This window comes from Nocardia aobensis NBRC 100429 (assembly GCF_000308375.1).
Lineage (GTDB): Bacteria > Actinomycetota > Actinomycetes > Mycobacteriales > Mycobacteriaceae > Nocardia > Nocardia aobensis.
The window spans coordinates 13,571-35,429 of sequence record NZ_BAFQ01000170.1; the positions used below are offsets into that span (position 1 = coordinate 13,571).

The following is a 21,859-nucleotide window of genomic DNA, read 5'->3' on the forward strand; positions in this document are numbered from 1 at the left end:
GGCGCTTCGAGCCATGGCCTATCGACCTGCGGCCGGATCCGAATCGAGTGGGTTCGGAGATCCACCGTCCGGCGCGTAACCGCCGCCTCGCTCATACGTGAACGTCGTAGCGAGGCAATGGATGTCGGTGATTTCGGCAAGTTCCGGCGGGATGCGGCCACGGAGATGTCCGAGGTCGGGCACGATCAGCAGCTCGATCCGATGGGCGGTCACGTGATCGAGTAGGGCCTCCGCAACGACCAGGCTGCTACTTTTGGTCAGACCGAGGTAGGTATAGCCGAGCCGTCGGGCGATTCCCCGCATCGGCAGATGGAGCCGGTGAACGGTCTTCACCAGGTCCACACAGACGTAACCCATTGCATACGCGGGTATTTCATAGTCCATCGCATCGCCTCGCGAAGTCATCGGTCCTCGTCCTCGATCCGCCGGCGAATGGCGTCTACCTTGCGGTCCTTCGGAATGCGCTGCGGAACAATCAAGGTCGCGATCAGAACGCCCAGCGGCAAACCCACGCAGACGACAAGCCCGCACAAAACCCATCCGCTCATGACTGCCTTTCCGCCAGCGCGCGCCGACCGCGTTCGCTGATCTGCCACCGGGCCCACGAACTGCTGAAAACGATGAATCCGCACGTCGACAAACGAGTAAGCGCGATGCGCACACGCCACCCGGGCAATGCCGCAGCGCGACGAATTTGTCCGGCGGTCAGCAGACCACCCGGTGCCAGCACCGACAGCACCACACAATCCGACCTGTTCATTTTCGGCTTCATCGGCAGCCCCGCTGCCACCGCATCGACCATCGCGTTGCATCCACGAGCCGAGCAGACACGAAATCGGGTAGCGGCCGGAACACGCGCGGGCCGGGCAGATGTCGTCAGAGGATGCACGCAAAATGCAGCGGGGGTGGGCGTGTGCGCGGGGGGTGTGCGATTGTCGAATGTTGTTGGATCGCATCGTTTACGCGTGCGACACTCCGATCATGGGACGTAAGCCCAAACAACCCAACCTCGGACTGACAGAGCTCCTGCACGAAGGGGCGATCAGCCGAGGCGGCCTCGCAAGACGAATCAACGATGCAGGACGAGCTGTCGGCCTCGAGCTCTCGTACGATCACACGTCGGTCGGGCGATGGTTGAGCGGTGAGCAGCCGAATCCTCCTACACCACAGCTGATTGCGGCTGCATTCTCGGAGGTTCTGGGTCGGCGCATTGTGCCCGAGGACTGCGGCATGTCCTCGAGTTCCGGCTCCGGCGATCTCGGATTGGAATTCTCGCTGAGTTTGTCCGAGGCGTTGGGCTCCGTAACAACGCTGTGGCGCGCTGACGTCGAGCAGCGCCGGTACCTGCTCGACGCTTCCTACGCTGTAGCGGTCTACCCCGCAGCGTCGATGCGCTGGTTGACGATGCCCGGACCCGACCATCCCGTATCTGCGGGTCGTCGTCGAGTGGGAAATGTCGATGTCGAAGGCGTTCTCGCGATGACGCGAACATTCCGTGACCTCGACAATCGAGCGGGCGGAGGCCGGGTGCGGTCGACGATCGTGCACTATCTACACAGCTCGGTGGCTCCACTACTGCGCGGGAACTATGCCGAACCAGTCGGACGAACGCTGTTCTCCGCGACCGCGGAGTTGACGAAAATTGCCGGGTGGGCAGCCTACGACCAAGAGGAACACGGACTCGCGCAGCGCTATCTGATTCAGGCTCTCCGACTCGCCAGAGCGGCGAACGATCGTGGTCTGGGCGCTGAGATTCTGGCTGCTATGAGCCATCAGGCTACGTATGTGGGCCGCCCGGGCGACGCCATCGACCTGGCTCGCGCGGCCCGCATGACTGCGCGAGCCACAAGTTCCGCCGCCCTGGAGTCGGAATGCCATTTGGCCGAGGCACACGGTCACGCAGCCCGACAAGACAACTCTTCATGTGCCGCGTCGCTGATCGCAGCAGAGCGCTCGTACGAAAAGGCCGACCGAACAGGTTGCCCGGAATGGCTGTCGTATTTCGATGCCGCATACATGGCCGCCAAGATTGCACACTGTTTTCGCGAACTCGGCGACGACGCCCGTGCCGCCCGGTTCGCCGAACAATCTCTCGATATGTCGTCCGGTTACCACCGAGGCCGCGCCTTCAACCTGACCTTGCTGGCGTCTGTTCGAACAGCCGAGGACCCACTGGAGGCGGTGCGCGTCGGTCGCGAAGCAGTCGAACTCGTATCCGGGATCTCCTCGCAACGCAGCTACGCGTACCTACGTGAACTGCGACGCCGGCTCGATCGGCACAAGGACATCCCGGAAGTTGCCGACTTCCAGCACGAGGTACGGATTCTGACTACACGACCGTACTGAGCGCGCGGTAAACCCCGATTACCGTTGCAGCGCCGACGATGTCGCCGCGCTCGATCATCTTCGCGGCTTCAGCCAACGGGACCCAACGAATGTCCTCCGCTTCGTTGACATCCGGCACGGTGTCGGTTGGTTCGGCGCCCTGGGACAGGTACACCTCCTGCGGATGGTCGAGGGTGCCGATCGCGGGCTGGTAGGTGACCAGATGCCGCATCGACTTCGGCCGCCACCCGGTTTCCTCCTCCACTTCGCGGGCCGCCGCGGCCGCGACGTCTTCAGCTCCGTCCACATACCCTCCAGGCAATTCCCACACCCAGCGATCGATGATGAATCGGTGCCGGTACATGAGCAGGACCTCGCGGCTGTCGTTGAGCACCACGGTCATCGCGCATCGGGGCATACGGGCGACGTACTGGGTGAACGTCACGCCGTCCGGCAACTCCACGTCGACCGTTGACAGCCGTATGTGTCGATTTTCGTCGACCAGGGTTTCGCCATGGATGGTCCACTGAGTGCGCGTCACGTTCCGACGGTATCGCGAACTCCCATCCGGTGTCGTCGGTCGATCCCTCGCCAGCTCCTGCCCGGTGCGGGCGTGCCGCCGCCCGAGAAGTGCGACGCGGCCCAGTCTCCGACGGCGCCATCGCGGCCGACAATCGCCCCGCTCGCTCTCGGTTTGCCCCAACATTCCCGCGTCGACGCTTCGACGCCTTCCCTGGATTGGATCGTTGCGAAGATCAGACTATCCTGCTGGTCAGGAATGAAAGAGCGCCGAGGCGGTGGCATTGCCAAGTCATTGCCACCGCCAGTTCGCTACCGGTGTTCAGTCCGATGCACCCGGAAATCGAAACTCGTCGCTTCCGGGTCCGAATCGACCTCGTCAGCGATGGAGGACCACCGATATGTCGAAGACGAATTTCACCGCGTGGCCGCGGTTGCGGGTGGCGGAGTGGGCGGATACTCGCGAGACGCTGCATATGTGGATGCAGGTGGTGGGGAAGGTTCGGCTCGCGCATGCTCCGTTGTTGAATCACTGGTGGCAGGTCACGCTTTTCGTGAGTCCGCGGGGGTTGGCGACGCCGGCGATTCCCTATGGTGATCGGTTGTTCGATATCGAATTCGACTTTCTCGCCCATCAATTGGTGATCCGCGCCGACACCGGCGACAGTCGCAGTGTGGCGCTCGAGCCGAAATCGGTGGCGCAGTTCTACGCCGAAACCATGCGGGCGCTCGACGAGCTGGGGTTGACCACGCGAATTCAGGGGCGGCCCAACGAGGTCGAGCCGTCCATTCCGTTCGCCGAGGACACCCGGCACGCATCCTACGATCCGGAAGCCGCGCAGACGTTCTGGCGGCAGCTCGTACACGCGAATCGCGCCCTCGACGAGTTCCGGTCGGGATATATCGGAAAGTCCAGTCCGGTGCATTTCTTCTGGGGCGCGATGGATCTGGCCTACACCCGGTTTTCCGGGCGAACGGCGCCGGAACACGGTGGCGGTGCGCCGCATTGTGCCGATTGGGTCATGGTGGAGGGTTATTCCCGCGAACTCAGCAGTTGCGGGTTCTGGCCCGGCGGCGGGGAGGAAGGGGCGTTCTACGCCTACGCCTACCCCGAACCGGAGGGTTACCGCGAACGGCAGTTGCAGGTGCCGGGAGCGGGCTACGCCGCCGCGCTGGGGGAATTCGTCCTGCCGTACGAAACGGTGCGGACGGCCGATGATCCGAACGCTCTGGTTGCCGCGTTTCTACACGAAACATACTCGGCCGCAGCCGAATTGGGCCAGTGGGATCGGCGCGAGCTCGAATGCGATCCGCATCGGTGGGCCGAGAAGCGCGCGGCGGCGCCCTGGTCGTCGCTGCGCTGACCCCGCGGCTACGGCGTGATGCCGTCGAACTGCATCACCCAGTACGGGCTGTTTGTAGTCGTATTCCATTGGGAGACATAGAGAGTGATGTCCGTCGATGAGCTCGACCGGGGGTGGATGAAGCCGCCGTAGAGCTGCGGGAAGGTGCGGACCCAGAACTGCCACCACGGCGCCGAGGCGACGATCTGGCGCTTCGGCGCCGTCCAGACGCGGTCGATGGCCGGTGCGGTGCGGGTGGCGATGCAGGCGCCGGCGACGTCGAAGTAGGACATCACCCACGTCCCGGCGATGTTCTTCACACTCACCTCGCCGATCGGCCCCATCCCGCCGAACAGCGGCGTCGGAGTGGGATTGCCCCACCGCCAGGCCGAACCGTCGTAGCCCCAGTATTCGTACTCGCCGCGGACGGCGATCTGCTGCCACGGCACGCGCATCAGGATCGGACCGTTGCGATTGTGGCTGCGCCCCCACTCCTTCGAGACGATATAGAGATAGCCGTTGTCGTTCCCGATGCCGGCGAAGGACTGCATCATGAACGGACTCCAGCCGCCGTAGCCGTCACTGCCGTCGTTGGGCCAGACGGCCGCGTAGTCGGTCCAGGTGGCGCCGTCGTCGTCGGAGTAGGCCAGCCCGCAGAACAGCGCACCGTGGCGATCGTCGGGGACGCTCCAGTCGTGCACGCTGGTGTAGGTCAGCCACGTTCGCCCGTTCGGATCGACGAACGCGTCGTTGGGAATGCGGCTGACCTCGAACCCGTAACCGTTGTCGGCATTGTGTGTGTAGGTGAGGGCCTGTCGCGCCGGCGCGCCACCGGGGGTCGCGGAAAAGGTGGTGGTGGCGTCCGGGAGGTCGGAGCTGAACAGCAGCACGGGCGAGCCGAGCCACGTGCCCGACCCCTGACTGTCACCGGTGAACGTGTCGCCGAAGACGAAGCCAGACCGGCCCGGCGCGAAATGTTCTCGGCTGTAAGGGATTCCGAGATCGGTGCCACCTACTCCGAATTGCCTCGCCGTACTTCCGGCGAACCCGGTGAGCGGTGTCCCCCAGTGCGTCGCCATCGCCGGCTCATGCCGGGGCGGCGAGGACGAATCGCGTCCATGCCGCGGCTCGGTTGGCGTTGTCGGTGCACACCTTCCCGGTGGTGAGGTCGATGGCATACACGCAGCCGTCGGGGACCCCGCCGTTGAAGGTGGCGAACCAGGCCGTCGGCCCGGTTTGCGGTGTGGCACAGGCTGCCACGTCGGCGAAAGCCCCTTCCGGGAACGTGATCTCCGCGGCGGTGGCGGTGGTGAGGGCGGCCAGGGTGCCGCCCGCGGCGGCGGCCGTCGCCGCCGCCCGGACCTGGGGCACGCAGTCGGTGATCACGAAGAAGCGGCCGTTCGTGCTGGCGATTGTCGGCATGCGAATACTCCGTCGGAGGCTTGACAGGGTTGGGACGGTACGGGGCTGGGGGCTTTACGGGTTGGGAGGCTGGAAGCCGGCGATATCGAGTTTCTGCCCGATGGCCGCGATGGCGTCGACCAGGGACCAGCCGCCCAGCTGCGGCCAGCCGGTGCCCTGCAGTCCGCGCATCTGGATCCACTCGTCGCGGATGCGGCCGTCGGAGTCACGCGGCAACGGCACCTGGGTGGGCCCCGGCGGCGCCGCGAAGCCCGGCAGACCGAGGGTCTGTCCCACGCTGGCGACACCGTCGACGAGCGTGTGGCCGGCCAGTTGCGGCCAGCCGTTGCCGCCGATGCCCATGAACTGAATCCACATGTCGGTCACCGGATCCGTTGCCACCGTGCCGACCCCGACCTGGTTGGCGAAATCCTCCGGTGAGAAACCGTCGGCGGAGTTCATATCGCAGTTGCCGAAGGGCGAGGCGCCCTCGGGCAGGCCGCCGCCGTAACCCTGGCCGTCGGTGTACTGGTGCGCGATCTGGCCGGGCAGGTTCGGATTTCTGCCGTAACCGGCGCCGATCATGTTCAAGCCGTCCGGCCGCACCGGCCACATGCTGTCGAAATCCGGGCGGTTGGCGTAGCCGATGACCCGCCGGGTCGAACCGAGCCAATCGGCGAGCCGCCAGTAGGCGCGGTTGATGCCGTCCGATTGATCCCCGCCGGGGTTGCCGCCCGATTCCACGTCGATCATCGTGATCATCTTCGGATGCGGACCACCCGCCTGACCGACCATGCTCCGGTGGGTGTCGACGGTATCGAGCCAGTTCGGCCGCCAGTAGAAGTAGACGATGAAGCAGGCGATGCGTCCGGAATCGGCGGCCCGGGCCGCCCACGAATAGTTCGAATAGAAGTTGTGGTCCTGATAGGTCCCGTCGTTGGAACGGAACGAGAAGAGCTGATACGGATACGAGTCGTCGACCGGCACTTGGAACTCGGACACGTCGGCGAAAAGGGAATCGACCATATTCCCCTCCAAGAGTCGACCGGTCCTCGGCAGGACCGGGTTTCGAGTGGGTGGCTATCTCATTGTCCGAGGCTACGCCTGTCTCGTCATCGATAGTGCGGTTCTCGTGACCGCGTCGTAATCGACGGTGTCCCAACGAAACCCGTGGAAGATCGAATTACCGCCCCTCGGCGCCCGGCACGAGGGCGCGGACCCGCAACTGGTGCGTAGTCATTTGTCCGTTACCGCACGCCGTCGCCGCACGGTCGAGATACAGCGATACGGTGTTGTCGGGCGGGTAGATTCGCAGTCCCGGCACGTCGACGGGCCCGCACTGGTCGGCCGGGATATTGTGCACGTCGACCGCGAACACCAGCGCCGACGCCTGGCCGCCGGGTGCCAGCTGAACCGGTCCGGGCGCGCTCCCGTCGCGGGCGGCCGGGGCGCCGACGGGCGAGCTGTCGGGGCCGGCGGCATAGGAGACACCCGGGAACCCCTCCAGGACGCACGAGCCGGAACCGTTGTTGGTGAACACGATCGGAAATGCGACAGTTCCGGCGGCGGCGTTCGAGGGCCCCAGCGCGGCCGCGAGATCGGATGTCCGGCATTGTGGCGCAACGGCATTCGCGGCACGGGTGGGCGGAGTACCATCGTTCGAAGGTACCGAACCCACGTGCAGGGCCGGGGCCGCGCTCGTATTCGGAGTGTCCGGCGCCGACTGGTCCGATCCGCAGCCCGCGACGGTCACAGCCGCGGCCGCGGTGAGCGACCACCACGCCATCCGCCTTCTTTTCACAACTCCCGACCGTACTCGGTTCGGGGCCGACCGTGGAAGATCCGTCGAAGTTCGTCGCGGGCAAGGAGAACCCGATGATCGACATCATCACGTTGCGAGGAACCGGAGAGCCCCGGAACGCGGACGGCAGCCCTGCGGGGACGCTGGCCGCGGTCACCGATCTGCTCTCGACCGAGAGCTTCAGCTTCTTCGAACCCGACTGGCCCGCCTCCGTCGGGCCGGATCCGAATCTGTGGGGGCCGTCGCTGGACACCTCGGTCCGGCTGGGCATCGCCGCGGGCGTCGAGGCGATCCAGCAGTCGCCGAACGTCTGTGCGCTGCTGAGCTATTCGCTCGGCGGCATCTGTGCGAGCCGGATACTCGAGGGGGTGGCCCGGGGCGAGTACACCAACACCGACGGCAGCCCGCTCGAGATCGCCTTCGCCGTCTTCATCGCCAACCCGCTGCGCAAGGCCGGCGATTCGGTGAACAACCTGTGCCCGCCCACGACCTTCGGCCTGCACGGCCAACACGGCACCTGGCCCGCGGCGGTCGCGACACGGGAGTACGCGAACCCGGGCGACATCATCACCGCCTCCCCGGCCGACTCGCCGCTGCGCATCATCGACGTGGGAATCTCACCGTTCTCGTTCGTCGAGGGCGCCCGCTTCGGCAACGCGAGCTATCTCATCTTCGCGCAGCTGCTGCAGTTCCTGATGTCGAATCCGGTGGCCAACCTGCAACGCTTCGCCACCGCCGTCAACGGCGTGATCGGTTACCTCACCCCGTATCCCGACGGTCAGCACGTGCTGTACCCGGCGCACGACATGCCGGGCACCGGCGTCACCTGGACCACGGCGGCGGCGGATTGGATCACGGCGAATTTCGCGTAGGAGGTCAGGCCACCGCGCGCAGATGCCGGGGGCGCGCGGGCTCGGCGAGAGCCTGCTCGCGCAACCCCGAGAGCACCCGGCTGAGGATCCGCGAGACCTGCATCTGCGAGATGCCGTGCAGCGCAGCGATCTCGGACTGGGTCTTGCTCTCGTAGAAGCGCTGGATCAAGATCTTGCGTTCCTGCTCGGGCAGGGCCTCGATCAGCGGTTTCACCGTGATCGCGTCCTCGGTGAACTCGTAGCGCGGTTCGTCGACCGCCAGCCGGGCACCCAGCGGCGTGGGGCTGTCGCTCTCGGCGGACTGGGTTTCGTCGAGCGAGTCGCACAGGTAGCTGTTGGCCGCCACGGTCGCCTGCACGACTTCCTCGACCGGGACGTCGAGAGCGCGGGCCAGTTCATGGCTGCTGGGCTCGCGACCGAGTTGCTGGGACAGCACCAGGCTGTGCTGGGAGATGCGGGCGCGCAGTTCCTTCATCCGGCGCGGCACCTTCACCGCCCACCCGCTGTCGCGGAAGTACCGCCGCACCTCCCCCATGATCGTCGGCACGGCGAAGCCCAGGAACGGTGCGCCCCGGGACACGTCGTAACGGTCCACCGACAGCACCAGCGCGAGGTTCGCGACCTGCTGCAGATCCTCCCGCGACTGGCCGCGGCCCTCGTACCGGCGGGCGATGTGAGCGGCCAGCGGCATGCAGTCGGCGATGATCTGCTCCCGCAACCGGGCGCGGCGCGGGTCGGTGGCCTCGAGTTCGGCCAGCGCACGGAACGAATCTTCGATCCCGTCATAGGAATTGCGGCCACCGTCGTCGCGAGCGGTGGCGGAACGGGTCGAGGCAGCAGTGGTATCGGTGCTCATGATCGTCTCCGCAGCTTCCGTATGAACCATGCCGCCCTGGGTATCCGCGACTCGGAGGCTCAAACAAGAAGTTTCGGTCGAATCCGTCGCGGGCGACGGCGGTGGCATCCGTGCCGCGATGTGCTGTACTTGCCGGGTGAGCGAGTCTGGTGAGTCGACCGACGTGGTCGACGCGGTGGTCGAAACAACTCTTCTCGGTGGCCCCCGCCGCTACACCCGCGCTCAGGTGGCCGAGCTGTCGGGTGTCTCGGTCGACAACGCCCGCAAACTGTGGATCGCCTTGGGCTTCCCGGCCGCGGCGAGCGACGACGAAGCGGCGTTCACCGACGCCGACGTCGCCGCGGTCCGCACCTTCTGCGCACTGGGCCCGGCTTCGAATGTCAACGAGCAGAACCAGATTGCCGCCGCCCGCACCCTCGGGCAGTCGATGGCGCGACTGGCCGAATGGCAGGCGGACCTGATCACCCGCGAACTCGGCGCCGGCACCGATGCCGAGGCCACCGCCCACGCCATCGAGGTGCTCACCGATCTGCAGCAGTACGCGTGGCGGCGGCATCTGGCCGCGGCGCTGACCCGATCCCTCGAATCCGACGGCGCCGCACGGCAATTACTCGTCGGATTCGCCGATATGGCCGGCTACACCCGGCTGTCGCGACACCTGGACCCCGACGAGCTGACCGATCTGCTGGAAGCGTTCGAAACCGCCACCACCGAGGCCATCACCGCCCACGGCGGCTGGGTGATCAAGAACGTGGGCGACGAAGTGATGTTCGCCGTCGACGATCCGCACCGGGGCGCGCGCATCGCGCTGGACCTGCACATCGCGATCGGCCGGGCGGCACAGACGATTTCGGAGATGCCCCAGATCCGGGTGGGCCTGGCCTACGGGCCGGTGCTGACCCGCTTCGGCGATCTCTACGGCACCGTGGTCAACACCGCCGCCCGGCTGACCGGCGTCGCCCGCCCCGGAACGGTGCTCGTGGACGACGGCGCGGCCGCGGCCCTGGCCGGCGACACCGAATTCTCCCTGCGTCACCTACGCAGCGTGCGCGTCAAGGGATTCTCCCGCCTGCGGTCCCATGTGCTGCGGGAGCGGCAGCGCAGACAACGCTGATCCTCAGGTCGTCGAGGCCGCCGACGCGATCACATCGGCCACCACGTCGGGTTGTGAGACGAGCGCCACGTGCGACGCCTGCACCTCGCTGGTGTGCGCGCCGATCCGGCCGGCCATCCACCGTTGCGCGGCGGGCGGGATCACGGTGTCGTTCGCGGAGACCAGATACCAGCTAGGCGTGCTCGACCACGAGGGCTGCCCGGACAGCTCGATATTCGCCGACACCGCGAGGGACTTCTGGTGGGCGAGCATGGTGGCCGCCGTCGCATCGCTGACATCGGGAGCGAACACCTGATGGAACGACGCGTCGGCGATGTAGGCGTCGAGGTTGCGGCCGACGGCGTTGGTCGGATCGTCGACGATCTTCATCTGCAGTGCGGGCGGCAGCAATTGGCTGCCGGGAAAGCGGATCGGGTCCAGCGCCAGCGCCACCGGCTCGCCCTGCGCCGGCGCGAACGCCGCCACGAACACGAGCGCCCGCACGTTCGGATTGTGGATGTTGGTGATCACGGCGCCGCCGTAGGAGTGGCCGACCAGGACCACCGGGCCGGAGATGCCGGCGACGGTCTTCTCGACCGATGCGGCGTCGTACGCGGGTCCGCGCAGCGGATTCTCGGGCACCACCACCGGGTAGCCCCGCGCCCGCAAATTCCCGGCGACCGCATCCCAGCTGGTGGTGTCGGCGAACGCACCGTGCACCAGCACGATCGTCGGCATGGACTGGGCATTTGCGGGTCCGAGTGCCGCCACGACGAAACCGGCGATCAGCGCGAACACGATCGACACGGCTTGCGCGAAACGGGTAATTCTCATGGCGTGTCCCTTCATCGCTGCGCCGGCGGGCAGATGCACACGACCGGCAATCAATGGGCAAAGGCGACCTGGCAGCGACGATAGCGCTCTCGGCACGCACCGGCAGCGGTTCGGCGAAGATCCGCTCAGCCGGCCTCGAAGCGGGTGGCGATGTCGGCGGCTGTCACCTTGGCCAGCTCGACGAACAGCGGGAGTCGCTCGGGGATCATCAGCGCCGTGGGCCCGCGCAGTCCGAGCGCGAAGCGGCAGTCGCCGTCCCGGGTGAGGATCGGCAGGCCGATGGTGCGGAAGCCGGGGTCCAGCTCCTCGTCGTTGTAGGCGTAACCGCGTGCGAGCGTGCGATCCAGTTCGGCACGGAGTTCGGCCGGGGAGGAGACCGACCGGGCGGTGCCCTCGTCGTAGGAGAGGGTGGCCAGGACCTCGTCGGAGGCCCCGGACCAGGCGAGCAGGGCCTTGCCCAGCGCACTCGCGTGCAGGGGCAGGCGGACTCCCATCAGCCGATGTCCGTCGGTCTCCCGCCAGCGGCTGGTGCCGAGCAGGACGGCATGAATGCTGTGGCGGATCGCGACCGACGCGCTGGCGCCCGTGGTGGCCGCGAGCTGTTCCAGGCTCGGCTCGGCGAGATAGATGCGGTGCTGGCGGTAGGCGATCTGACCGTATTCGGCGAGCGCGCCGCCCATGCGATAGCGGCTGGAGGCCTCGTCCTTCTCCAGGAAGCCCGCCTGCACCAGCGCGGTGAGGAGGCGGTGAGTGGTGCTCACCGCCAGGCCCTGCTGACGGGCGACTTCCGATACGCCGCGTTCGTCGCCGTCGCGGAAACAGTCGAGGACCGACAGCGCGCGGGTGACGGTCTGCACTCCGGAGGCTTCCACGCCGGGGACGGTAACACAGGAAGCAGGCCCGCACCCCCTCTTTCATTCCATTATTCGGAAAGCGAACCCGCATCGAATTCGGATCACCCTGCGCGAAAAGTCGCCTCGATCAAGCTGATTGGCCAGTACAGAGGACTCGTGCGCCGGAATACACCCGGAGCCGAGGTTTCGTCAAGCCTTCCGATCCTCGGAAAGCATTACCTCGTAACGAGGTCCGTCCGTCCCTACTGTCGCTGGATATCACTCGACTTCGGTTCCCGATTCGGAAGAGGTGCTCCACGATGTTCCGCACGCGCAGGCCACACGGTTGGCGACTCGCGCTCGCGCTCGCCCCCGTCGTCGCTCTGGTCGCGGCGTGTGGCTCCGGATCCGCGTCCGAATCCGGCGCCGGATCGCAGCTGGTGTTGAAGGTGGCCGATCCGGGCAACGCGGGTCCGCTCGCGGTGGCCAAACGAGACGGCACATTCGACAAGGCCCTGGCTCCCCTGGGCGCCAAGGTCGAATGGGTCAACACCACACCGGGTTTCAGCTCCATGCTCAAGCTGTTCAACACCAAGCAACTCGATATCTCCGGGGCCGCGTTCAGCCCGGTCGTGGGCGCGCTGTCGAAGGATGTCGCGGTCCGCATCGTGGCGGTGCAGGATCCGGCCGGTAAGGACCAGAGCGGCATCATCGCCACCAAGGAATCGGGCATCCACTCGGTGGCCGAACTGGTCGGCAAGCGCGTCGCGGTGAACCCGGCCGGCAAGGGCGAATACATCCTGCTGAAGGCCCTCGCCCAGGCGGGCGTGCCGGCCGACAAGGTGACGCGGGTGCCGTTGCAGCAGAAGGACGCCGCCTCGGCCTTCGCCACCGGCAAGGTCGACGCCTGGGCCTCGTTCCTGGTGCCCTATCAGGAGGCCAAGGCCAACGGTGGTGTGGAGATCGCGACCGAACAGAGCATCGGCTCCAAGGACAACACGGTGGTGGTCTTCCGCACCGAGATCCTCGACAAGCGCCCGGAGGTCGCGGCCAAATATCTGGAGGTGCTGCAGGGGCTGACCATTCAGCAGCACGACAATCCGTCCGCGTTCGAGAACGTCTTCGAGCAGACCGGCCCGCGCGCGCTGACCGGCGCCCGGCTCGCCGACGCGATCCGGGTGGACAGCGAAGCCACCGTGCCACGCCTGCCACTGGCATCCGATGCCACCGACCTCGCGGACGTGGTCGACCTGTTCGCCGGCAACGGTGTGATCAGCCGCAAGATCACCGCCGCCGACATCTTCTACGACCTGAAGGCCAAGCTCACCCCCGACCAGCTGGCCGCGCTGAAAACGGGCCGCTGACATGACCGCCGTCATCGTTCCCGCCGCATCGACGGGCCGGCTCGCACCGCCGCGCAGCCGGGTCGAGAAACGCAGACCCGCATGGCTTTCGGTGCCGCTGCGCTTCCTGCTCCCGGTGCTGATCTTCGCCGGCTGGTGGATCGGGTCGGCCACCGGCGCGCTGTCGCCGGAGGTGCTGGCCGGCCCGCCGAAGGTCTGGTCGGCGTTCACCGAACTGGTGCACAACGGTCAGCTGATCGATTTCGCGCTCGCCTCCTTCGTCCGCGCCGGGCTGGGGGTGGGGCTCGGCGTCTCGGCCGGGTTGCTGCTCGGCTTGGCGGCCGGATTGACCAGTCTCGGTGAGGAATTGGTCGATTCGACGATGCAGATCGTGCGCGCCGTCCCGTTCCTCGCGCTGGTGCCGTTGTTCATCGCCTGGTTCGGCATCGACGAGTTGTACAAGGTGCTGCTCATCGCGGTCGCCACCGTCGCGCCCATGTACGCCTACACCTACCTCGGCGTGCGCAATGTGGACCGCAAGGTGGTGGAGGCCGCACGCGGCTTCGGGCTGACCGGTCCTCGACTGGTGCTGGAGGTGATCCTGCCGTCGGCACTGCCCGGCATCCTCATGGCGCTGCGAGTCTGCCTGTCCATCAGCATCACCGGCCTGATCGCGGCCGAGCAGGTCGGCACCAGCAAGGGCGTGGGCTATCTGGTCACCCTCGCGCAGGAATACAACCGCACCGACTACATGGTGCTGTGCGTCGTGCTCTACGCCGTCCTGGGCCTGGTGTTCGACGGCGCGGTGCGGCTGATCGAACGCTTCGCGATGCCGTGGCGCGGGCAGGTGGCGATCCGATGACCGCCGTGGACGAAACCCGCACCGCCGCACCGCTGGCCGTGCACATCACCGGACTGCGAAAAGCCTTCGGCGACAAGGTCGTTCTCGACGGTGTGGATCTGAGCATCCGCCGCGGCGAGTTCGTCGTGCTGCTCGGGCCCAGCGGCACCGGCAAGACGACGCTGCTGCGACTGCTCACCGGCCTGGAGGCTCCGGATGCGGGCGAGGTGCTGGTTCCGGCCGTCCGCACCACCGTGTACCAGGAGCCCCGGCTCATCCCGTCCAAACGGGTGCTGGCGAATGTCGTTGTCGGGCAACGCCGTTCCAAGCCGGTCCGGGAGGCGGGCCTGCGCGCCCTCGCCGAGGTCGGACTCGACGAGAAGGCACGGCAGTGGCCCGCCACCCTGTCCGGCGGCGAAGCCCAGCGCGCCGCACTCGCGCGCGCACTGGTCCGGGAGCCCGAACTGCTGCTGCTGGACGAACCGTTCGCCGCGCTCGACGCCCTGACCCGGCTGCAGATGCAGGACCTCGTCGGCGACCTGGTGGCGCGGCATCGCCCGGCGGTGCTGATGGTCACCCACGACGTGGACGAGGCGGTCAGGCTGGCCGACCGGGTCCTCGTCCTGAACCGGGGCCGTTTCGCCGTCGACATCGATATCGATCTGCCGCGGCCGCGCGACCGCACCGACCCCGCCGCCCTGCGTTATCAGGCGGCTCTGCTCGCCGAACTCGGCGTCGGCCACACCACCGACCACCACCGGATTCCCTGAACCACGGAGCTTTTCATGACCGACACCCTTTGGTACACCCGTTGCCCCGTCCCGACCGCCAGCGGTCTGGCGCACAGCCTGGGCTGGCTCGGGGACGCCGCGCAGCGCGGCGGCCTCACCTTCGGCGTCCTGCAGGACGCCGGACCCGAACTGGCCGGATTCCACTTCGACCACGGGCTGGCCGGCCTGGTGCGCGAAGGCGGCAATGTGCCCGCGCTGGCGGCCCGCGCCGCCGGCTCGCCCACCCGGCTCATCGGCCTCACCTGGATCGACGAATCGCAAGCCATCCTGGTGGGCCCGGATTCCCCGGTCGCCTCGCCCACCGATCTGGCCGGTCTGCGCGTCGGTATTCCGGCCTGGGCGCAGGATCAGGCCCGCAGCTTCCCGCGCGCCATGGCGTTGCACGGCTTCGGCAACGCGCTGCGGCTGGGCGGTCTGACCCTCGCCGATGTCACCGTGGTCGAACTCGCCGTGGAACGAGATCCGCAGGTGCGCACCGATGTTCAGCAGCGCGATCGCCGCGTCACCTGGGGCGCGGAGGAGTTGCTGCGCGGCGAGGTGGACGCGATCTACGTCAAGGGCGCCCGGGCCCAGGAGGTCGCCGCCGAGCATGGTCTGCGGGTGGCGGTGGACCTCGATGCCACCGACAGCTTGCGGCTGCGCGTCAACAACGGCACCCCGCGCCCGATCACCGTGCATCAGCAACTACTCGACACCCGGCCCGAGGTGGTGGTCGACTTCCTCGCGCAGAGTCTGCGCGCCGCAGACTGGGCCGGCGACAATCTCGACGGCGTCCGCACGGTGCTGCAACGCGAAACCCTGTCCGGCCCCGCCGGAGTCGTGGCCGCCTACGGCGAGGACTTCCACCGCAACCTGCATCCGAGCCTGGACGAAGAACGGCTGGAGCTGCTGGGCGTGCAGAAACAGTTCCTCTACACCCACGGCTTCCTCGCCACCGACTTCGATCTCGAATCGTGGGTCGCGCCGGAGCCGCTGGCCCGGGCGCGGGAGCTGGTCGCGGCCGGACGGGCGGCGGCATGACCGAATACCTGTGGCGGCTGCCCAGCCGCGGTGACGGCCGCCGCGCGCGACCGGAACTGCGGCATCGTGGCGGTTTCGGCGATCCGGCGCCCACCCCGGCGAGCGGGCTCAGCGGGGATCGCGCGCCCGATCGTGAACCCACCGATGTGCGCCCCGGCCGCTTCGGCCCCTTCGACGACCTGCACCAGGTGATCGACGCCGCCGAACTGGCCGGACTCGACGGCGTGCTCGCGCCCTACGACCCGCTGGGCGAGGAATCCTGGATCGTCGCCGGCGGCGCCCTGCGCGCCACCCGGCACAGCCGGGTGATCGTCGAATTCCAGCCCGCCTTCGGCACTCCCGTCTACGCGGCGAAGATGTCGGTCACGTTGCAGCGCCTGTCGGCGGGGCGGCTGGGCTGGCGACTGGCGGTCGACACCGACGAGGCGGAGGCGCGCTCACGCGGCGACCGGGTGTCCGGCGCCGACCGCTACCGGCGCGCCGCGGAATTCCTCACCGTCGCACGTGGTGTGTGGAACCACGATGCGGTGCCGGCGGCCGGGTTCCGCGGCACCGGATTCGATCTCGCGGGCGACTTCTACGACGTGATCGACGGCGGTTTCCGCGGCGTGCTGTCGGGCCTGCCCTTCCCGACCGTGTACCTGTCCGGCACCTCGCCCGAGGCCCTGGATCTCTCGGCGCGTCACGGTGATGTGCACGTGTTCACCGAATCCCCCGACGGCCCGGCCGAACAACTGGCCGCGTTGCGCGCCCGCGCCGGCGAGACCGGTCGCACCGTGCGCGCCGGACTCGAGATCCCGGTCATCGCGCGCGAGACCGAGGACGAGGCGTGGGCGCGTGCGGAACGGCAATGGCGTGAGGTACGCCCGGACGGGCCGGGCGCGCGATCGCTGGCCCTGGGCGACGGCCGCTGGGCCGGATTCGACCTGCTCGGCTATCCGCAGGCCATCGGCCTGGTCGGCAGTTACGAGCAGGTGGCCCGGCAGCTGCAGGTATACGCCGCAACGGGTTTCGACACCATCGTGCTGTCCGGACATCCGCACATCGAGGAGATACACCGCGCCGGTGAGCATCTGCTGTTCCTCGCCGATCCGGCCGGACGCACCCTGAAGGAGGTCGCGCTGTGACGATCGACATCTACTGGCGCATCGGTATGGAAGGCGACCATGCCTCGTTGCGCACCCCGCGCCGCCACAACCGCGGCAACGCCGGCGGCTACGGTCCGGGCAATATCGCCCCGGCTGTGCGCGGCGGTGAACTCGACGGCTACAGCTATATCGATCACGTCGCCGCGGTCGCGCGAGCGAGCGAATCCGCCGGATTCCTGGGCGGACTACTGCCCTCGTTCCCGGTCACCGAGGATCCGTGGGCCTTCGCCGCCGCGCTGGCCCGCGAGACCACCACCTACCGCTTCATGGTCGCCTTCCAGCCGGGCTTCCTGCACCCGGTGCAGGCCGCCCGCATGTCGGCAAGTCTGCAGCGCGCCACCGGCGGGCGGCTCGTCTACAACATCATCAGCGGCGGCGGGGGCCCGGCCCAATTGTGGTGGGGCGACAAGGTTTCCCACGACGACCGCTACGCCCGCACCAGCGAATTCCTCGACGTGCTGCGCGGAGTGTGGGACGGGCGGCCGTACACCCACGACGGCCGGTTCTTCCACACCGAGGCCGCCGCCCTGCCGCCGGGCCTGGCCGGGCAACCGTTCCCGGAGGTGTACTTCTCGGGGTCCTCCGGCGCCGCGGTGCAGGCCGCCGGACGCCACGCCGACTACTACCTGTCCTGGCTCGAGCCCTTCGCCGACCTGCGCGCCAAATTCGACGGCGTTCGCGCCCATGCCGAAAAGATCGGCCGCACACCGAAATTCGCGGTCCGCATCGACATCCTGGCCCGGCACACCGAAGAGGCCGCGTGGGACGAGATCCGCAAGGGCTGGGCCTTCGTCGACCGCGAGGCCGCCAATCGCGCCGCCCAGGGCGATTCGGTGGGAGCGGCGCGGATCAAGGGCTGGGTCCCCGAAACCATCACCGGCTACCGGGATCTCGAGGTGCAACCCAACGTCTGGTGCGGATTCAGCCTGATCCGCGGCGGGCCCGCCTTCGGGCTGGTCGGCAGCTACGAACAGGTCGCCCAGCGCCTCGACGAACTGATCGACCTCGGCGTCGACGCCTTCATCCTCGCCGGAAACCCGCATCTGGAAGAGGCCTATCGGGTCGGGGAGGAAGTGCTGCCATTGCTCGGCCGCTCCCGTCTGACCGCACCCGAGGCCACCCCCGCACTGACGCACGCCCACTAGGAGAATCGTGACCACCACCGAAATCCGGCTCGACGACACCGTCACCGAATTCGTCGCCGCCGCCACCCGCGACGCCGAGAAGGCGTTCCGGGTGTTCCGCGAAACCGGCACCGTCGCCGGCAACGGGACCGTCAATTTCGTCGAACGCGTGCCCGGCCACGACATCGCGGTGGCGCTCAACGAGCCCGGCCCCTGGGCCGACGACCGCACCGTGCGACCCGTGGTCGCCACGTTCGACGGAGAAGTACTGTCCGGCACCGGTTCCGCCGGCTTCGTCACCGGCTACGCCGCGGTGTTCCGCGCGCACCCTGAGATCACTTCCGTGGTGCACGTGCACAGCCCCTGGCTGGGTGGCTGGGCGCAGACGCACCGCGTCTTCCCGATCCGCTATGCCGCCGTGCAGCGACTGACCCTGTCGCGGGAGATCCCGCCGCATATCGATCGCAGCATCGGCGCGGGCGATTTCATCCTCGGTCAATTGACCCGCGACCCCGACCTCATCGCCATCTTCGAGGCCAACGGCGGCGCGAACGTCATCGGGCGCGGCGGACTGCTGGAGCTGGCGAAGCTGGTCGTGTTGCTCGAGGAGGGCGCGCAGTACCAGGCGATCGCCGAAACGCTCGGCGGCTCCGTCGAATTCGACAAGTCCAACCTCGCGGTGCAGTGGGGGCGCACCGGCCTCGCGGACGAGGCCCGCCGTCGCGGGCTGATCTGACCCCCCTTCCATACTTTCCCGAGGAGCAACCCCATGACCGTTCGTGTCGGCTACTTCCCGCACAACAATTCGCTGTTCGTCCTGCGTCACCGCGGCATCCTGGAACGCGCACTGCCCGACGTGGAATGGGTGGACCTGCGCACCCTGCCGCAGCCGCCCCGCGCCGACGTGAAAACCGCACTGCCGTCGGTACATTCGGACTACCTGTTCGACGCGGACGGCTACGACTTCATCGGCACCGGCTTCACCCCGCCGATCACCGCGCTCGGCAACGACCGCGACATCGTCTACGTCGGCATCTCCGGACCGCGCATCGAGAACGGCCGGCTGGTCACCAAGGCCGGCAACGGCATCGAATCGGTGGCCGACCTGAAAGGTAAGCGAGTCGGCATCGCGCACGGTTCCTGGCAGACCACGCTGCTGCTGTTCGCCTTGGAGCGCTCGGGTCTGGGCTGGGGCGACATCGAACCGGTCGATACCGACGTGCACGACGGCGGCGCCCTGCTGCTCGACGGCAGCCTCGACGCCTGGGTCGGCGCCTATCCCGGCCTGGCCGCCGTGGAGGCCGCCACCCCGCTGCACACCCTCGTCGACACCGAATCCGTCTTCAGCCACCCCTCGCTGTGGTTCACCCGCCGCGACTTCGCCGAAGCCCACCGCCCGGCGCTGGAAGCGATCATCACCGCCCTGCGGGAGTCCGACGCCTGGATCACCGAAAACCCCCGCGCCGCAGCACAATACTTCGTCGACGATATCGTCGCCCGCGGCGGCACCGCCGACCTCGACGCCTGGGAAGCCGCGCTGCGCGGCCGCCCGTTCGGCCTCGGCCCGGTCACCGAGCAATTCCTCGACGAACAACAGCACGCCGCCGACCTGCTGCACGCAAACGGCCTGCTGCCCAAGCAGATTCGGGTCCGTGACGCGGTCGATCCCACGATCGCGGAGCTGTTCACCGCACCCGAACCGGCACCGGCCGGCTGACGTAGCCACCTCCCCGGACCGCCGGCGCGGAACTACGCGTCGGCGGTCCGGCGGGTGGCCATCGCCGCCACGGCCGCCTCGGCGACGGTCTTATCCTGCTCTCCGGTGCCACCGCTGACGCCGACCGCGCCGACGACCCGACCGTCGCGCCGCAGCGGCACACCGCCGGCGAAGATCATGATGCGCCCCCCGTTGGAGGCGTGTATCCCGTAGAACTGCCCGCCCGGACCAGCGTCGGCTGCGAGGTCCTCGGTCGAGATGTCGAGCGCCCGCGCGGTGAACGCCTTGTTGATCGAGATGTCGATGCTGGCGATCCAGGCACCATCCATCCGCACGTGGGCGACGAGGTTGCCGCCGGCATCGACCACCGCGATATTCGACGGCGACTCGATCTCGTCGGCTTTGGCCCGTCCGGCGGCGATCATCCGCTGCGCATCATCGAGGGACACCGAAGTCTGGTTCACTGTCATGACCCGCTCCCTGTCGTTGCCATGGTTGCGCTCCTCTCGGTCCGGGGGGACGCCTCACGGATGCATGACGACCTTGGTCCACCCGTCGTCCCGGGCATCGAAATGCTGATAGCCGGACTCGGCCTCGGCCAGCGGGAGTTCGTGAGAGACGATCCAGGACGGTGTGGCCCGGCCCTCGTGAATCAGGTCGCGCAGCTGCCGGTTGTAGTGCTTGACGTTGGCCTGTCCGGTACCGATCTTCTGCCCCTTGAACCAGAATTTGCCCATGTCGAAGGCGATCTTGCCGTGGCGTTCGAGTTCGTCGGGGCCGTTTCGGTCCTGCGGCAGGAAGATGCCGACCACGCCGATATGGCCGGTGAAGCGCACCGAGTCGACGAGCCGGTTCATCGTCATCGCGGCGTCTTCGTGACCTTGCGGGTCGTGCGCCTGGTACCCGACACACTCACAACCCTTGTCGGCGCCGCGTCCGTCGGTCTGATCGAGGACCTGCGCGACCGGGTCGCCGGTGGAGTCGTCGATGGGTATGGCGCCGATCTGCTCGGCGAGCCGCAGCCGGTCGGGGTGACGGTCGACGATCATCACCTTGCTCGCACCCTGGATCATCGCCGAGTATGCCGCCATCAGACCGACCGGCCCGGCCCCGTAGATCACCATCGAGTCACCGGGCTGCATGTCGGCCAGGCGAGTGCAGTGCCATCCGGTGGGAAATATGTCGGAGAGCATCACGTAGTCGGTTTCCTTGTCCTGGGCGTCCTCAGGCAGCCGCAGACAGTTGAAGTCGCCGAACGGCACCCGCAGATACTCCGCCTGTCCACCCCAGAACGGTCCCATTCCGGCGAAACCGAATGCGGCGCCCGCCATCTTCGGATCCGGGTGCACCGTCAGGCAGAACGCGGTCAGACCTTCCTCGCAGTTTCGGCAGAAACCGCAGCCGATGTTGAACGGCAGGCACACCCGATCGCCGGTCGCGACCTTGACCACCGCGTTGCCCACCTCGGCGACGATCCCCAAATTCTCGTGACCGAGGACCATCCCGGGCTCCAGATCGGTGCGGCCCTCATACATGTGCAGATCCGATCCGCAGATATTGGTGCTGGTGATCTTTACCAGCACATCGGTCGGCTGCTCGATCCTCGCATCGGGCACATCCTTCACATGGACCTGACGTGGTCCGTCGTACACAAGCGCTTTCATCTCGACACTCCCTCACATGCGGCGTTTCCGGTTGATGCCCGGCCCGGCGGCCACAGGCGGCTACATGCGAGCGACCAGCCGAATGAATCGTGCTCCCGAGGGCAGACGACGCAACAGCGCACGGAACCGACAACCACACCAAAACGTTGGCACACCACCATGTTTCGCGTTACGGCGATGTGAGTGCGTTCCAGGCGTCGCGTTCCCTCCACCATGGAGTCTCCTCTTGTGGCTCCACGATCGCTAGGGGTTGAGACGGTTTATCGATTCGCGGGCTCGAGCGGCCCCTTCCCTGCACAACCGACGGCGTGATGCTGGATCCAACTCCGCCGCA

At 67.5% G+C, this 21,859-nt stretch carries 25 protein-coding genes; 12 read left to right on the forward strand and 13 right to left on the reverse strand.

Going from position 1 to position 21,859, the window contains the following annotated elements; translation table 11 throughout:
* Window positions 1-18: 18 nt before the first annotated feature.
* From RJ03_RS22405 to RJ03_RS22410, 3 genes are read right to left on the reverse strand one after another with little or no spacing between them, the layout of a single operon-like run.
* On the reverse strand, window positions 19-384 hold the full coding sequence (locus RJ03_RS22405; protein WP_036505561.1) for a hypothetical protein: 366 nt from the start codon (window positions 382-384) through the stop codon (window positions 19-21).
* Between the two features lie 17 nt (window positions 385-401).
* Complete coding sequence (locus tag RJ03_RS37305) at window positions 402-548, reverse strand: hypothetical protein (protein WP_157121780.1); 147 nt, start codon at window positions 546-548, stop codon at window positions 402-404.
* A complete protein-coding gene (locus RJ03_RS22410; RefSeq protein ID WP_036505562.1) occupies window positions 545-802 on the reverse strand; it encodes a hypothetical protein in 258 nt (85 codons plus the stop codon). Before RJ03_RS22410 ends, RJ03_RS37305 begins: the two co-directional genes overlap by 4 nt.
* A gap of 137 nt (window positions 803-939) precedes the next feature.
* Between RJ03_RS22410 and RJ03_RS22415 the strand changes: the two genes are divergently transcribed.
* Window positions 940-2,346 carry an NsdA family TPR-like regulatory protein gene (locus RJ03_RS22415; protein WP_218000991.1) on the forward strand — a complete coding sequence of 469 codons (1,407 nt, stop codon included), beginning with the start codon at window positions 940-942 and terminating at the stop codon, window positions 2,344-2,346.
* Here RJ03_RS22415 and RJ03_RS22420 read toward each other — a convergent pair.
* Window positions 2,330-2,866 carry an NUDIX domain-containing protein gene (locus RJ03_RS22420; RefSeq protein WP_036505563.1) on the reverse strand — a complete coding sequence of 179 codons (537 nt, stop codon included), beginning with the start codon at window positions 2,864-2,866 and terminating at the stop codon, window positions 2,330-2,332. The two genes, RJ03_RS22415 and RJ03_RS22420, sit on opposite strands and share 17 nt — an antisense overlap.
* A 379-nt stretch (window positions 2,867-3,245) precedes the next feature.
* Here RJ03_RS22420 and RJ03_RS22425 point away from each other — a divergent pair, with 379 nt between their 5' ends.
* A complete protein-coding gene (locus tag RJ03_RS22425) occupies window positions 3,246-4,208 on the forward strand; it encodes a DUF5996 family protein (RefSeq protein ID WP_036505564.1) in 963 nt (320 codons plus the stop codon).
* An 8-nt stretch (window positions 4,209-4,216) separates the two neighbouring features.
* On the opposite strand, the gene RJ03_RS22430 is transcribed toward RJ03_RS22425, so the two are convergent.
* The 4 genes from RJ03_RS22430 to RJ03_RS22445 all read right to left on the reverse strand — a co-directional run bounded on the left by RJ03_RS22430 (window position 4,217) and on the right by RJ03_RS22445 (window position 7,374).
* A complete protein-coding gene (locus RJ03_RS22430; RefSeq protein WP_036505565.1) occupies window positions 4,217-5,266 on the reverse strand; it encodes a glycoside hydrolase family 183 protein in 1,050 nt (349 codons plus the stop codon).
* 7 nt (window positions 5,267-5,273) lie between these two features.
* Window positions 5,274-5,609 carry a PQQ-binding-like beta-propeller repeat protein gene (locus tag RJ03_RS22435; RefSeq protein ID WP_036505566.1) on the reverse strand — a complete coding sequence of 112 codons (336 nt, stop codon included), beginning with the start codon at window positions 5,607-5,609 and terminating at the stop codon, window positions 5,274-5,276.
* Between the two features lie 54 nt (window positions 5,610-5,663).
* Window positions 5,664-6,614 (reverse strand): hypothetical protein, encoded by a 951-nt coding sequence (locus RJ03_RS38975; RefSeq protein WP_306304685.1) that lies wholly within the window; start codon window positions 6,612-6,614, stop codon window positions 5,664-5,666.
* A 157-nt stretch (window positions 6,615-6,771) separates the two neighbouring features.
* Window positions 6,772-7,374: a DUF4232 domain-containing protein gene (locus tag RJ03_RS22445; protein ID WP_036505567.1), complete on the reverse strand. Its 603-nt coding sequence runs from the start codon at window positions 7,372-7,374 to the stop codon at window positions 6,772-6,774.
* 89 nt (window positions 7,375-7,463) lie between these two features.
* On the opposite strand from RJ03_RS22445, the gene RJ03_RS22450 reads away from it, so the two are divergent.
* The gene (locus RJ03_RS22450) at window positions 7,464-8,261 is read left to right on the forward strand and encodes a hypothetical protein (protein ID WP_036505591.1); all 798 of its coding nucleotides are present in this window, start codon (window positions 7,464-7,466) and stop codon (window positions 8,259-8,261) included.
* A 4-nt stretch (window positions 8,262-8,265) separates the two neighbouring features.
* On the opposite strand, the gene RJ03_RS22455 is transcribed toward RJ03_RS22450, so the two are convergent.
* The gene (locus RJ03_RS22455; RefSeq protein WP_036505592.1) at window positions 8,266-9,117 is read right to left on the reverse strand and encodes a SigB/SigF/SigG family RNA polymerase sigma factor; all 852 of its coding nucleotides are present in this window, start codon (window positions 9,115-9,117) and stop codon (window positions 8,266-8,268) included.
* Between the two features lie 136 nt (window positions 9,118-9,253).
* Between RJ03_RS22455 and RJ03_RS22460 the strand changes: the two genes are divergently transcribed.
* Complete coding sequence (locus RJ03_RS22460) at window positions 9,254-10,231, forward strand: adenylate/guanylate cyclase domain-containing protein (protein WP_036505568.1); 978 nt, start codon at window positions 9,254-9,256, stop codon at window positions 10,229-10,231.
* A gap of 3 nt (window positions 10,232-10,234) precedes the next feature.
* Here RJ03_RS22460 and RJ03_RS22465 read toward each other — a convergent pair whose 3' ends face one another.
* Both RJ03_RS22465 and RJ03_RS22470 read right to left on the reverse strand, forming a co-directional pair.
* Window positions 10,235-11,044 (reverse strand): alpha/beta fold hydrolase, encoded by an 810-nt coding sequence (locus RJ03_RS22465; protein WP_036505593.1) that lies wholly within the window; start codon window positions 11,042-11,044, stop codon window positions 10,235-10,237.
* A 125-nt stretch (window positions 11,045-11,169) separates the two neighbouring features.
* On the reverse strand, window positions 11,170-11,916 hold the full coding sequence (locus RJ03_RS22470; protein WP_036505569.1) for an IclR family transcriptional regulator: 747 nt from the start codon (window positions 11,914-11,916) through the stop codon (window positions 11,170-11,172).
* 281 nt (window positions 11,917-12,197) lie between these two features.
* On the opposite strand from RJ03_RS22470, the gene RJ03_RS22475 reads away from it, so the two are divergent.
* Genes RJ03_RS22475 through RJ03_RS22510 form a run of 8 tightly spaced genes read left to right on the forward strand, consistent with a single transcriptional unit; the run spans window position 12,198 to window position 19,861 of the window.
* A complete protein-coding gene (locus RJ03_RS22475; protein ID WP_036505570.1) occupies window positions 12,198-13,241 on the forward strand; it encodes an NrtA/SsuA/CpmA family ABC transporter substrate-binding protein in 1,044 nt (347 codons plus the stop codon).
* Between the two features lies 1 nt (window position 13,242).
* A complete protein-coding gene (locus RJ03_RS22480) occupies window positions 13,243-14,082 on the forward strand; it encodes an ABC transporter permease (protein ID WP_036505571.1) in 840 nt (279 codons plus the stop codon).
* Window positions 14,079-14,831, forward strand: a complete 753-nt coding sequence (locus RJ03_RS22485; protein ID WP_036505594.1) for an ABC transporter ATP-binding protein — start codon at window positions 14,079-14,081, stop codon at window positions 14,829-14,831. The genes RJ03_RS22480 and RJ03_RS22485 overlap by 4 nt, the downstream gene beginning before the upstream one ends.
* Window positions 14,832-14,846: 15 nt before the next feature.
* The gene (locus RJ03_RS22490; protein ID WP_036505572.1) at window positions 14,847-15,872 is read left to right on the forward strand and encodes an ABC transporter substrate-binding protein; all 1,026 of its coding nucleotides are present in this window, start codon (window positions 14,847-14,849) and stop codon (window positions 15,870-15,872) included.
* Window positions 15,869-16,999, forward strand: coding sequence for an LLM class flavin-dependent oxidoreductase (locus RJ03_RS22495; protein ID WP_036505595.1), 1,131 nt, complete (start codon window positions 15,869-15,871; stop codon window positions 16,997-16,999). The genes RJ03_RS22490 and RJ03_RS22495 overlap by 4 nt, the downstream gene beginning before the upstream one ends.
* A complete protein-coding gene (locus tag RJ03_RS22500) occupies window positions 16,996-18,165 on the forward strand; it encodes an LLM class flavin-dependent oxidoreductase (RefSeq protein ID WP_036505573.1) in 1,170 nt (389 codons plus the stop codon). Before RJ03_RS22495 ends, RJ03_RS22500 begins: the two co-directional genes overlap by 4 nt.
* Window positions 18,166-18,172: 7 nt before the next feature.
* Window positions 18,173-18,880, forward strand: a complete 708-nt coding sequence (locus RJ03_RS22505) for a class II aldolase/adducin family protein (RefSeq protein WP_036505574.1) — start codon at window positions 18,173-18,175, stop codon at window positions 18,878-18,880.
* Window positions 18,881-18,913: 33 nt separating this feature from the next.
* The gene (locus RJ03_RS22510; protein ID WP_036505575.1) at window positions 18,914-19,861 is read left to right on the forward strand and encodes an ABC transporter substrate-binding protein; all 948 of its coding nucleotides are present in this window, start codon (window positions 18,914-18,916) and stop codon (window positions 19,859-19,861) included.
* Between the two features lie 32 nt (window positions 19,862-19,893).
* On the opposite strand, the gene RJ03_RS22515 is transcribed toward RJ03_RS22510, so the two are convergent.
* Window positions 19,894-20,331, reverse strand: a complete 438-nt coding sequence (locus RJ03_RS22515) for a GlcG/HbpS family heme-binding protein (protein ID WP_036505576.1) — start codon at window positions 20,329-20,331, stop codon at window positions 19,894-19,896.
* Window positions 20,332-20,385: 54 nt separating this feature from the next.
* A complete protein-coding gene (locus RJ03_RS22520) occupies window positions 20,386-21,525 on the reverse strand; it encodes a glutathione-independent formaldehyde dehydrogenase (RefSeq protein WP_036505577.1) in 1,140 nt (379 codons plus the stop codon).
* Between the last annotated feature and the right edge of the window lie 334 nt (window positions 21,526-21,859).